15 protein-coding genes and 1 pseudogene are annotated in these 11,676 nt (G+C 56.7%); 6 read left to right on the top strand and 10 right to left on the bottom strand.

The features are described 5' to 3' along the window. Positions 1-61: 61 nt before the first annotated feature. The 4 genes from Q0526_RS09145 to Q0526_RS09130 form a co-directional block, all read right to left on the bottom strand. Entirely contained in the window at positions 62-331 is a 270-nt protein-coding gene (locus Q0526_RS09145; protein ID WP_298732752.1) for an ACT domain-containing protein, read from the bottom strand. A gap of 120 nt (positions 332-451) precedes the next feature. After that, a complete protein-coding gene (locus Q0526_RS09140; RefSeq protein ID WP_298732750.1) occupies positions 452-1,354 on the bottom strand; it encodes a DegV family protein in 903 nt (300 codons plus the stop codon). Continuing rightward, complete coding sequence (locus Q0526_RS09135; protein WP_298732748.1) at positions 1,351-1,860, bottom strand: tRNA (cytidine(34)-2'-O)-methyltransferase; 510 nt, start codon at positions 1,858-1,860, stop codon at positions 1,351-1,353. Before Q0526_RS09135 ends, Q0526_RS09140 begins: the two co-directional genes overlap by 4 nt. Positions 1,861-1,900: 40 nt before the next feature. Further along, complete coding sequence (locus Q0526_RS09130; protein ID WP_298732746.1) at positions 1,901-2,731, bottom strand: pyridoxamine kinase; 831 nt, start codon at positions 2,729-2,731, stop codon at positions 1,901-1,903. A 181-nt stretch (positions 2,732-2,912) separates the two neighbouring features. On the opposite strand from Q0526_RS09130, the gene Q0526_RS09125 reads away from it, so the two are divergent. Then, positions 2,913-3,086: a hypothetical protein gene (locus tag Q0526_RS09125; protein WP_007045971.1), complete on the top strand. Its 174-nt coding sequence runs from the start codon at positions 2,913-2,915 to the stop codon at positions 3,084-3,086. 48 nt (positions 3,087-3,134) lie between these two features. Here the strand turns inward: Q0526_RS09125 and Q0526_RS09120 are convergent, their stop codons facing one another. Continuing rightward, the gene (locus Q0526_RS09120) at positions 3,135-4,295 is read right to left on the bottom strand and encodes a phosphoglycerate dehydrogenase (protein ID WP_298732744.1); all 1,161 of its coding nucleotides are present in this window, start codon (positions 4,293-4,295) and stop codon (positions 3,135-3,137) included. Positions 4,296-4,316: 21 nt separating this feature from the next. Continuing rightward, the gene (gene serC, locus Q0526_RS09115) at positions 4,317-5,414 is read right to left on the bottom strand and encodes a 3-phosphoserine/phosphohydroxythreonine transaminase (RefSeq protein ID WP_298732742.1); all 1,098 of its coding nucleotides are present in this window, start codon (positions 5,412-5,414) and stop codon (positions 4,317-4,319) included. Positions 5,415-5,504: 90 nt separating this feature from the next. Between serC and Q0526_RS09110 the strand changes: the two genes are divergently transcribed. Both Q0526_RS09110 and Q0526_RS09105 read left to right on the top strand, forming a co-directional pair. Further along, positions 5,505-5,687, top strand: a complete 183-nt coding sequence (locus Q0526_RS09110) for a hypothetical protein (protein ID WP_298732740.1) — start codon at positions 5,505-5,507, stop codon at positions 5,685-5,687. Between the two features lie 58 nt (positions 5,688-5,745). Next, positions 5,746-6,138 (top strand): BlaI/MecI/CopY family transcriptional regulator, encoded by a 393-nt coding sequence (locus Q0526_RS09105; RefSeq protein WP_298732738.1) that lies wholly within the window; start codon positions 5,746-5,748, stop codon positions 6,136-6,138. Here the strand turns inward: Q0526_RS09105 and Q0526_RS09100 are convergent. The 3 genes from Q0526_RS09100 to Q0526_RS09090 form a co-directional block, all read right to left on the bottom strand. Further along, a complete protein-coding gene (locus Q0526_RS09100) occupies positions 6,129-6,914 on the bottom strand; it encodes a TIGR03915 family putative DNA repair protein (protein ID WP_298732736.1) in 786 nt (261 codons plus the stop codon). The genes Q0526_RS09105 and Q0526_RS09100 overlap by 10 nt on opposite strands. Then, positions 6,893-8,257 (bottom strand): putative DNA modification/repair radical SAM protein, encoded by a 1,365-nt coding sequence (locus Q0526_RS09095; RefSeq protein WP_298732734.1) that lies wholly within the window; start codon positions 8,255-8,257, stop codon positions 6,893-6,895. Before Q0526_RS09095 ends, Q0526_RS09100 begins: the two co-directional genes overlap by 22 nt. 152 nt (positions 8,258-8,409) lie before the next feature. Further along, positions 8,410-9,039 carry an XRE family transcriptional regulator gene (locus Q0526_RS09090; RefSeq protein WP_298732732.1) on the bottom strand — a complete coding sequence of 210 codons (630 nt, stop codon included), beginning with the start codon at positions 9,037-9,039 and terminating at the stop codon, positions 8,410-8,412. A gap of 237 nt (positions 9,040-9,276) precedes the next feature. On the opposite strand from Q0526_RS09090, the gene Q0526_RS09085 reads away from it, so the two are divergent. The 3 genes from Q0526_RS09085 (at position 9,277) to Q0526_RS09075 (ending at position 10,960) form a co-directional block, all read left to right on the top strand. Then, complete coding sequence (locus Q0526_RS09085; RefSeq protein ID WP_298732730.1) at positions 9,277-9,546, top strand: hypothetical protein; 270 nt, start codon at positions 9,277-9,279, stop codon at positions 9,544-9,546. Between the two features lie 128 nt (positions 9,547-9,674). After that, positions 9,675-10,430 carry a copper homeostasis protein CutC gene (locus Q0526_RS09080; RefSeq protein WP_298732728.1) on the top strand — a complete coding sequence of 252 codons (756 nt, stop codon included), beginning with the start codon at positions 9,675-9,677 and terminating at the stop codon, positions 10,428-10,430. A gap of 14 nt (positions 10,431-10,444) precedes the next feature. Beyond that, complete coding sequence (locus tag Q0526_RS09075; RefSeq protein WP_298732726.1) at positions 10,445-10,960, top strand: GNAT family protein; 516 nt, start codon at positions 10,445-10,447, stop codon at positions 10,958-10,960. An 86-nt stretch (positions 10,961-11,046) separates the two neighbouring features. Here Q0526_RS09075 and Q0526_RS09070 read toward each other — a convergent pair. After that, positions 11,047-11,676: pseudogene (locus Q0526_RS09070) on the bottom strand (hypothetical protein); the annotation flags it as partial.

The raw sequence follows: 11,676 nt of genomic DNA, 5'->3' as shown, positions 1-11,676 counted from the left end.
TACGGCGTCCCCATCGTCAACAAGCGGATCAGCGTCACCCCCATCGCCATGCTGCCTCCCGTCAGATGGTGTGCATGGCGTCGAAAACTTCCTGACGGGTCATGGTGACCTGCATCTTCATTTCGTCTCCCAGCGCCGTAAAGCGGTCACGCACAGCAGCGGGGTCGGTGGTGCAGTGGTTCAGGCTCACCAGCATGATCATGCAGAACATATCCTGCATGATGGACTGGGAGATATCTTCGATGTTGATGTTGAGTTCGGCGCAGACCGCGCTGACCTTGGCGACAACACCCACGGTGTCGCGGCCGATAACGGTGATAACAGCTTTCATGGTACGATAATGCCCCCTCATTCAGAATGATTGTATTATACCAGAGTTTGCACACCGGTGCAACCGCGGGGAAAACAAAAACGGGAGAGGTCGAAACCTCTCCCGGAAAAGTCAGACTGGTTACGGCAGCTGGGGCGTATAGGCTTCCAGATGACGGGGCTTGCCCTTGAAGGCAATGGCGATGGCGTCGGGGCCGGTATTGGCACTGACGGCGGCACCCAGTTGGAAGGTGGTCAGCGGCGCATGGCCAAAGGTCTTCTTGCAGAGCTTGACCAGCTCATCCCGTTTGGTTTTGCTGGACGTATAGCCGACGATGTAGGGCATATCCCGCACATCGTCCACACGGCTGGCAACCCATTTGACCATAGCGGGGGGCACGGCGGCGTCGCCCCGTACCTTGGCCTCTACCTTGGAAACACCCTCGTTCAAGCTGATGATCGGCCGGATGCCCAGCAGGTCGCCGACCACGGCGGCTGCGGCGCTGACGCGGCCGGACTTCTTCATCTGCTTCAGGCTGTATGCCGCGAGGCACACCTCTGCACAGTCCAGATTGTACATCATCTCTTCCACGCAGGTGGCCAATTCGCCGCCGTTGCGTACCTTGCGGGCGCACTCGCACAGATGCCATCCAAAGACCATCGAGTAGGTGTGGCTGTCCAGCACCTGAATCTTCAGCTTATGGCCGGGACGCTCCTCTTCCAGCATTTCTACCGCCTTCAGGGCGTTGTTGTAGGTGCTGGAACCGTTGCTGTTGATGCTCAAGTGGACAAGATCGGTGTATCCCTCGTCCACATAGCGCTCGTAGATCTCACACCACTGCAGTTGGGTAATGGCAGCGGTAGTGGGCACGCCCTGTGCATCCCGCATGATCTGATAGAATTGGTCGTTGGTGAAGTCCTTGCGCTCGATGTACTCGGTGCCGTCCACATTGATGGGGAACCCGACCAACTCGATGCCGTATTTTTCCGCCAGATCCTGCGGAATATCGGCAGAAGAATCCGTCAAAAATCCGATTTTGCTCATTTTACATCCTCGCTCCATTCGTACCGGGTCAGCTGTCCGTGGGTTTCCAGACCGGCAAAATCCCATTGCCGCAGGACCTCATACACACCGACCGCTACCGCGTTGGAAAGGTTTAAACAGCGTTCCCCGTGCCGCATAGGCATGCGCACACAGTCCGCTTCGTGTTGGACCAGCAGCTCTTCGGGCAAACCGGCGTCCTCCCGGCCAAAGACCAGATAGGCTCCGTCAGGGTACTGCACATCCACATGGCGGTGCGGTCCTTTGGAGGTAAAGTAAAAGAACGGCCCTTTGTTTTTGCGAAAGAATTCCGCAAGATCCTGATAATATGTTATATCAAGCTGGTGCCAATAGTCAAGACCGGCACGCTTTAATTTTTTGTCATCGATGGCAAATCCCATAGGCCCTACCATATGCAAACGTGCTCCGGTAACTGCGCAGGTACGCGCAATATTGCCGGAATTTTGGGGAATCTGCGGTTCTACTAAGACAATGTTTACGGTTGGCATACATTCACTTCCTGTTTTTTCCGGCAGCAGCCCGACGGGCTTACTGCGCCATCAGTTTGGGGAGGGCGGCTTCCAGCCAGACGCCCAGCCGTTCATCGGCACCTTCCGGTGTCATACGGATACAATCCGCTACGAAAGCGGCTGCTGCCTGTACGGCAGCCTGCGGCACGTTGCCCTGCAGGATGCGTCCTACCAGTACGGCGCCAAAAATATCGCCGGTACCATGGTACATCCGGGGAATCAGCGGGGTTTTCACAAAATAGCCCTGTCCGCCCCGAGCTGCCCCTACACAGCCGATACAACGGCCATCCGACACACCGGTCACACCGGTGACCACCACTTGCGGCGCAATGCGGGTCAACCGGGCGGTCTGTTCTGCGGCCTGCTCGGCACTGCCTACCCCGGGCAGCGGGTCCCCCAACAGCAAGGCGGCTTCGGTGACGTTGGGGGTGATCAAATCGGCTTTGCTGCACAGGTTGTACATGGCGGGGACCATTTCGGCGCCCAGCCCTTTGTACAGGCGGCCGCCGTCGCCCAGCACCGGGTCCACGACCTTGAGGGCTTGGGGCCACAGTTCAAAGGCTTGCTCCACCAGTTTGGCTTGTGTGGGGTCGGATAAGTACCCGGAGTAGATGCAGTCAAAACGCAGTCCCAGCCGTTGGTAGTGGGCCAAAGCGGCGGGGCCGTAACCGGGGTTGGAAAGCTTGGCGGGGGTACCCAGTCCGCCGGTATGGGTGGAAAGCACAGCAGTGGGCAGTGCCACGGCCTGCACGCCTAAACAGGACAGCACAGGCACAATAACCGACAAGGCCGCTCGGCCGAAACCGGGCAGATCATGAATGGCTAATACGGTTTTGGGTGCATTGGACATAGACAAGGTTCCTTTTGTTGTGTGATTTCTCTACGATTCTATCACAAACCGGCCCACAAAAAAAGGCGTATTGGGGCGAAAGAAAACTTTTCCCCGCTTTTTTCGGAAGAAATTTCGCATAAAACGGACCGGACGGCACATGCTAAGGGCGTACCGGAAACACACAAAGGAGGGGCATACAATGAATGTATCTACGATGGCATCTGCGGCAGTTGGTATGGCGGTGGGAGCCGCTGTGATGGGAATGGCCACACAGGATCGCCGCCAGATGCGCAAGACCGTCCACAAGCTGGCCAAAGGCGCAGAGAAAACGCTGGTGGATCTGGACAAAGCCGTGCAGCAGATGCACTGGTAAACCGAAAAAGCTCCCAGCCGTTCGGCTGGGAGCTTTGCTTTGAATCTGTTACAGGATGCGTACTCGAATGGCAGGCTCGATGCCGCTCAGTTCGGCGGCCAGCGTGTCGGTAAGGTCGCCGGTTACATCCAACAGGGTGTAGGCCACGTCCTTCTTGCTCTTGTTGACCATGTTTTCGATGTTCAGATGCGCGGTGGTCAAGATACCGGTGATGGCCGAGATGGCACCCGGCGTATTTTTGTGGATAATGCAGATGCGGTGACCGCCCACCCGGGGCTGGCTAACATCCGGCAGGTTGACGCTGTGGGTAATGTTGCCGTTCTTCAGGTAATCGCTGAGTTCGACGGCGGCCATGGCCGCGCAGTTGGTTTCGCTTTCGGGGGTGCTGGCGCCGAGGTGCGGGGTGCACTCCACGCCTTTGACCCCCAGCAGTTCCTCGGTGGGAAAGTCGCAGAAATAATGGGCTACTTTGCCGCTGTCCAAAGCATCCAGCAGGGCGGCATTGTCTACCAGTTCCCCGCGGGCGAAGTTCAGTACCCGCAAGCCGTCCTTGCACATGGCCAGCGTCTGGGCATTGATGGTGTGGCGGGGAGTGGGCAGGGAAGGAACATGAATGGTCAGGTAATCACAGCGGGGCAGCATATCGCCTAAGGTCACGCAGTGCTGTACGCTGCGGGAAAGGCTCCACGCGGCGTCGATGGAGATGTAGGGGTCGTAGCCCAGTACCTCCATGCCCAGCGAAACAGCGGCGTTGGCCACCTTAGCGCCGATGGCACCCAATCCGATGACGCCCAGCGTTTTGCCGCGCAGTTCGGGACCTACAAACTGTTTCTTGCCTTTTTCCACGTCTTTGGCGATGGTGTCCCGGCCCTTTAAACCTTGCGCCCAGTGTACGGCATCGACCATGTTGCGGCTGCCCGCAATCAGTGCGCCGATGACCAGTTCTGCCACGGCGTTGGCATTGGCGCCCGGCGTGTTGAAGACTACAATGCCGGCGTTGGTGCAAGCTTCGATGGGAATATTGTTAGTGCCGGCACCGGCGCGGGCGATGGCCAGCAGGCTTTCGGGCAGGGGCATCTCGTGCATGTCGGCACTGCGCACCAAAATGCCCTGCGGTGCGGCGGCATCGTTGTCAATCTCAAACTGGCTGGCAGGCAGTTTGGCCAAGCCTACCGGCGAAATAGCATTCAGTGTTTTGATGGTATACATAGCGACCGTCCTTTTTCTGGTTTATTGGTGCTCTTTGCGGAACTGCTCCATGAAGGCAACCAGCTTATCGATGCCTTCGGCGGGCATGGCGTTGTAGATGGAGGCGCGCATACCGCCTACCAGACGGTGGCCCTTCAAGTTGACGAAACCGGCCTCGGTAGCGGCGGCGCAGAAAGCCTTGTCGGTGTCGGCGTCGGGGCTGGTGAAGGTGACGTTCATCAGGCTGCGATATTTCTTCTCCACCGGGTTGTGGTAGAAGTCCTGACTGTCGAGGTAGTCGTACAGCACCTTGGCTTTGGCTTCGTTGCGCTTCTTCATCTCGTCCAGACCGCCCACCTCATGTTCGAGGTAATTCATCACCAGACCGGTCATATAGATGCACCAGCAGGGCGGGGTGTTGTACATGCTGTCTGCGTTCAGCAGGGGGGGGTAATTCATCATAGTAGGAATCTGCTCGGGGGTCAGGCCCTTGGCGCTGTGCCCCAACAGGTCCTCCCGGACAATGGCAACCGCCATGCCGGCGGGAGCGATGTTTTTCTGCACGCCAAAATAGATCACACCGTATTTGCTGACGTCCACCGGTTCGGAGCAGATCATCGAACTCATATCAGCCACCAGCGGGATGCCATCCACCTGCGGGACTTCCACGTATTTGGTGCCGAAGATGGTGTTGTTCTGGCAGATATGGATGTAGCTGGCGTTGGGGTCATACTCGATGGCCTTTACGTCGGGAATGTAGGTGAAATTTTTGTCCTTGCTGCTGGCTGCAATGCGGGCCGTGCCGAACTTGGCAGCTTCTTCGGCGGCTTTTTTGCTGAAGTTGCCGGTGACCAAATAATCGGCGGTACCGGTGGTCATGAAATTCAGCGGGACCATCGCGAACTGCTGGGTGGCACCGCCTTGGAAAAAGCCGACTTTATAGTTGTCGGGAATCTGCAGCACACGGCGCAGAGAGGCTTCGGTGTTCTGGATGATCTCATCGAACCACTTGCTGCGGTGGCTCATCTCCATCACGCTCATGCCGGAACCATGATAATCCAGCAATTCGGCTTGTGCGGTTTTCAGAACGGCTTCCGGCAACATGGACGGGCCGGCGCTGAAGTTATATACTCTTGCCATGATTGTTTCCTCCATTTACACTACAAATGGCAGCGCGCTGGGCGGCTGCCTTGTGCCGCGCCGCTGCGGCTATGCATTTATTATACGAAGGTGGTTCTGCTGGAACAAGCGGGCAAAATCCCGAAAAAAGGGGGCAAAAGGCGGGGTGTTTCTGTAAAACGGCAAACTGTCTTTAGTAGAAAAACAGTATATACCACAAATGTAAAAGAAAAAGAAAAAGACCCACAAAATGGGGCCATGAAAATTGTGCAAGCTGACTACTGGACAGAATAGCTACTACAAATGTAAAATATAAAAAGAAATATTACTACAAACGTAAAAGGGAAGCAATATGGAAACACTCTCTCGCAGTGAAGAACAAGTGATGACCGCACTTTGGGAGTGCGGCAGATCGGCTACGCGCCGTGAAATCGCGGCCAAGCTGCCGCTAGATTGCCACTGGGCGGACACTACGCTGTTGAACTTTTTGCTCCGGTTGGAGAAAAAATCCTTTGTCCGCTCCGAAAAGCAGGGCAATAAGAATCTGTATACACCGTTGGTGCGCCGTTTGACCTACTGTGGTGCGGTCAGTGAAGCGCATCTGCGAACGCTGTATGGCGGCGACCTGCGCGGCTTTGTGCGCGCGTTGGCCGACACCAACCGAATCAGCTATGCCGATATTGAGCGATTGCTGCGGTGGCTGGGCGAATACCAAGCCGCCAATCCTGAATACGACTATGAGTGAGCGGAGGGCTCTGCGGCGGGCAGGTCCGGCTGCATCTCGCACATATCGGGCCAAAACCGTTTAAAAACGTGGCCTTGTTGTGCCCGTTCGTTGCGGCGTTCTTCGATGGTTAACGCACGGAAAAAGCGCTTCCAAAGGGCTTGCCAGTTTTGTTCGGACTCGTCGGTGGAAGGCTCGTAGTGGGTCATCGTCAGATATTGAACGTGATTTCCTTGCCGAAGCAATGCAGAACCGTGGGTGGCATCAAAAATCAGAAAGTCCTCATCGGGCAGCCGGCTGCAAAAATGGCCGCGCAGCAGTGGCAAGACGTGGTGTTTGGGATGAATGACGGCACCCAACATGCCGTCCCGCTCCTCAAAGCGGATGAACTCAATGTAGCGGTGTGCCTCCCCGGTGACAGCGCGCTCTATGGCAAAGGCAGCGGCCGCATCGGCGTTGCCCAGCATTTGAGCGGCTCGGGGGCCCAAATCAAAACAGAGCCGGGCAAACCGTAGCAAACTTAGATCTTTGCCCGGCTCGGTGCAGAGAAAGCCGGTGGTGATGCGGTCCCGTACGACCGAGCCTAAACGGCGCAGGCCGGTGGCTACGCGCTGCGCATGGGCGGGATCGGTGAGAATTTCCCGCATGCCGAACAGCGTCATCTGGCCCTCCTCCGGGGAACAGACCGCAGACGGGATTTCATGGCGGGCAAAACTTTCAAAAATGCAGCACAAAAAACCGGCAAAACTGCCGTCATAGTGGTAGGCGATATCGCTCACATTCGCTGCATAAGGCATGTCAGGGCCTCCTCCCGCACCAACTGGGCGGCTTCGTGGGCGGCCACTCCGTGGTCCGCCAGTTCATGGACGGCAGGGGCGGCTGCCGGTAAAGGCTTGGCGGTAAAATCATCCAGACTCAACTGCTGAACGCCCACGCCGAAAGCTTTGGGATCCAAGAGAGCCCCGGCAATTTCGGCACGGGTCCCGTGACCCGGCGCATGGCCGTTGCAAGTGATAAAATACTGGGCACGTTTGAGCACCACCCCAATGCGCTTGAGTTCCGGCATGCCCAGCGTTTGCAGGCGCCGCGCCTGTACGATGCGGGTGGCACTTTTGGGGCCGATGCCCGGAACCCGCAGGAGAGCAGCGCGGTCAGCGGTGTTTACCTCCACCGGGAAAAACTCGGGATGACGGACCGCCCAAGTGCATTTGGGGTCCAGATAGGGGTCGAAGTTGGGCTCCTCCTCGCTGAGAAGCTCTCCCGCAGAAAAATGATAGTACCGCAGCAACCAGTCCGCTTGGTAAAGGCGATGCTCCCGCAGCAACGGTGGCCGGGTGGAAAGAGCCGGCAGGCGCTCGTCGGACACAATGGGAAGATAAGCAGAGAAGAATACGCGCTTCAGCGCGTATTTTTTGTATAATCCTTCGGTTAGGTTTAGAATATGGCGGTCACTTTCCGGGGTGGCGCCGATGATCATTTGGGTACTTTGCCCGGCCGGGGCAAAGGCGGGGGCACGCTTGTAAACCGCCAATTCCCGACGGCTTTGGGCACTTTGAACGGCGATCTGCCCCATGGGGCGCAGAATGGCGTTTTTCTTTTTGTCGGGTGCCAGTTGGTTCAAACTGGCTTCGCTGGGAAGTTCAATGTTGACAGAGAGCCGGTCGGCCAGCAAACCCAGCCGTTCAATCAGCAGCGGATCGGCACCGGGGATTGTTTTGGCATGGATGTAGCCGCGGAAATGATATTCATTGCGCAGAATGCGCAATGCTTCGATCATCAGTTCCATGGTCCGGTCGGGGGTGCCCAATACGGCACTGGATAGGAAGAGCCCCTCGATATAGTTGCGTCGATAGAAACCGATGGTCAGATCCGCCAATTCCCGCGGTGTAAAGGTGGCACGGGGGCGGTCGTTGGAACGACGGTTCACGCAGTAACGGCAGTCATAGGAACAGGCGTTGGAGTAAAGAACTTTCAAAAGGGAGACGCAGCGTCCGTCAGGGGTGAACGCATGGCAGATGCCTGCTGCCGCACAGCTACCCAGACTGCCGTGTTCCCCCGGGCGATCCACGCCGCTGGAAGTGCAAGCTACGTCGTATTTGGCACTGTCGGCCAAAATCTCCAGTTTCTCACCCAAATCCATTGCTTGTTCTCCTGAAAAAAGGGTATAAAAAATACAGCCCGCCGCATACGCTTGTTTGACAAGCCTGCCGCGGGCAGCATTTTTTGGGCTGATTTCTGAAAGTCCACATTATGGGACAAGCAGCTTGATACAATACAGATGTTGGCGGAAGGTTACCACTTGGCTTTGGTTTCGACCACCTTGCCGGCAATGTAGAGATGATCCAGTTCTTCCCCCTTGATGACCAACTCCTCATAGGCGGGGTTGAAGGGATGCAGAATGACCGAGTTGCCACGCTGGATGTACTTCTTTAGGGTGCCTTCTCCGTCTGCGCCGTAGACAAGTACGCCAAGGTCACCGTTGTCCAGCGTGTTCTGACGATGGACCAGCGCCAAATCTCCATCCGAGATACGCGGTTCCATACTATCGCCTTTGACCACAAGGTAGAAGTAGTTCTGCGGATCTTTTACGCTGGCATATTCCTTGCCGTAGTCCTCCTCAAAAGCGAGGGAACCGTAACCGGCCCGGACGGTACCCACCACCGGGATCAGACACTCGGCGTAACGGCTGAAGGCGTACCGTCCCACAGCCGGTGCCTCCGCAGGGCTCTTTTGCAAACCGAGCAGAACATCCGCAGTGGTGTCCAAAATCTCTGCCAGACGTGCAACGGTCTGGGGATCCGGGGTGGAGCGGCCGGTCTCCCATTTTCCTACGGCTTGCTGGGTAACGCCCAGCATCCGGGAAATTTCTGCTTGACTGAACTTTTTGGCTTTGCGGGCTTCTTTCAATCGATCTGCAAACATAGTTGTACTCCTTGCTGAAAAAGAGGTGATGGGTAATATGCAGGTTTGTTATCCTTATTATACAACCCAACGTGGTCTTTGTAAAGAGAAAATGCCAAAATAAATCAAAATAAAGTTGTAAAATTCACTTGACAACAACTCAAAGTAGTATTATAGTAGAGTCAATGAACAACAAAGAGTTGTTACATGCGGCGAATGCGGGGCGGCCCGCACAATAAAGAAATGGGGGAACCAAGTATGAAACAGGCGTGGATCAAGGCAATGGTGGCAAAATTGGCGGCTACCGGATCGATGGTGTTGTTTTTGGTATTGGTTCCGGCAGTAGCAGCCGGATCGCTGCCCCTCTGGGCTGCGGGTTTGCTGGCGGTAGTGGGCATTCTGGCCCTGAATGTAGCTTGCGGCATTCTGCTGCCTGCGGAGGAAACGACGGTCTCTCGCAGGGTACAACCGGCCCCCAAAGCGCAACCGGTACAACTGCGTGTTGTACGTGGCGGCCGAGCGGCGTAATCGCTTTGCTTACCCCTACCATTGTGTAGGTGTTGTGTATAATCCAATGACCCCCGGGCGCATATGCGTCCGGGGGTTGTTGTTTCAGGTGCGGTATGGTACAATGCCCACAAAGGAGGGCGTAGATCATGAAAACAGTATTGGAAGTTTGTGTGGACAGTCTAGCTTCGGCAAAAGCGGCAGCAGAAGGCGGCGCCGACCGGTTGGAGCTTTGCAGTGCGCTGGCTGTGGGCGGTCTAACCCCTTACAGCGAATTGTTGCAGCAAATCAAAGGCGTTTGTGCGTTGCCGGTGCGCTGCCTGATGCGCCCCCGGGCAGGGGACTTCCTTTATGAGGAAACGGAAATCGACCTGCTGTGCGCCCAGATTCGTAATCTGCGTCAGTGCGGAGCGGATGGCTTTGTGATTGGTGCCCTGACGCCGGAAGGGGATCTGGCGGAGCCTGCTATGGAGAAATTGCTGGAGGCTTGCGGGGATCGGCCTGCAACGCTGCATCGCTGCATTGATGTGGCCCGAGATCCGGCGGCGGTCTACCGTGCCGCCGCTCGGCTGGGGGTAGATACGGTGTTGACCAGCGGCGGTGCAGCTAGCTGTCTGGAAGGTGTGGACGTATTGGAAACACTGTTGGCACTGCGGGATGACGGTCAGGGGCCCGAGGTGCTGATTGGCGCAGGGGTTCATGATAAGGCGATCGAAACACTGTGCCGCCGTCTGCCCGGCGCCCGGGCTTTTCATATGAGCGGTAAAAAGCTGGTGGAAAGCGGTATGCGTTTTCGTCGGGAAGGCGTTCTGATGGGATTGCCCGGATTGGATGAATGGCATATCCAGCAGACCGATGCCGAGGCAGTGCGTGCGGCGCAGGCGGTACTGCATCGGTGCGTATAAAGGAGGAAGAGGTCATGGCGATACAGCTAAGACCATGGAAGGCGGAGGACCGGGCGGCAATAGCTGCCCTTTGTGACGCGGTGGACCGGCGTTTTTTGTCGGACCGCTTGCCCCAGCCGTACACCGAGGCGGATGCCGATAGTTGGCTGTGCTATGTACGGCAGCACGATGAAAAAGAGGGGCTTTTCCGGGCCATTCTTGTCGATGGTGAGGTGGTCGGGATGATCTCGGCGGAGCAGAAGCAGGATGTCTACCGAAAGGATGCAGAGCTGGGCTATTCGTTGGCTACCAACCGGTGGTCCCAAGGGGTGATGACCGAGGCGGTACGCCAGTTCTGCCCGTTGGCCTTTGCGGCATTGGGGCTTGTCCGCATGACCGGTATGGTGTATGAGGAAAACATCGCGTCCCGCAAAGTGTTGGAGAAGAATGGTTTTGTTTTGGAAGGGACCCTGCGAAAGGCGGTCATCAAAGCGGGGCGGGGGCAAAATCTGTGCATCTATGGAAAATTGAACCCAGAGGCAGAAGGGTAAAAGGAACCTTGCGAGGCAAAGCAAAATCCCCCTGACGAAGCGTGGGCTTCATCAGGGGGATATTTTCGTTGGGAAAGAGGCGGTACTCAATCCTCGGCGTAGGGGTCGTCGAATAGACTGACCACCGAAGTTTTGTCCAGATCCGTGGTATCGTATCCTCGCATCGATTCGACGGGGGAAAAATCATCCATCGGGGCTGGGCGGCGGCGTCCATGGCGGGAACGGCGGCGAGGCCTCTCCTCGGGTTCCTCCTCCAAGAGCGGATCCTCGGAATTGCCGGCATAAGTTTGGGCAAAGACATCTGCCTCAATATCGGGAACGTCAGGGGTCAAGTCCAGCTCTTCCAGCAAACTTTGGATGGAAGCACAATCCTCCGGCACATCGGTCAAGCTGGCGCCGTAGTGGCTGAACAGTACGGTGCCGTCCTGATCCAGAATGAGGGTCAAGGGCAACTGCTGCGGCGTGCCTTTGACGGCGCGATAGCCTTGCTTTTTGGCCTCCCGCAGGATACGCCACCCCTCCAGCGAATAGGTCATCAAGGTGCTGCTGCTTTGGGGAATGGCAAGATAGTCATACAGCACCCCTTCTGCGTCGCACAGCAGGGGATAGGGCAAGGTGTCGGGGCCGATATTCTGGGCAAGCTTATCCGCACGGGAACGCACCACCAAAGCGAGTGAACCATCCCGCAGCGCACCCCAAGTCTCAGCATAGCGGCT

The sequence above is a fragment of the uncultured Subdoligranulum sp. genome, assembly GCF_937890665.1.
The sequence above is the reverse complement of the archived record's forward strand: the minus strand, read 5'-3'. Positions and strand labels throughout refer to the sequence as shown.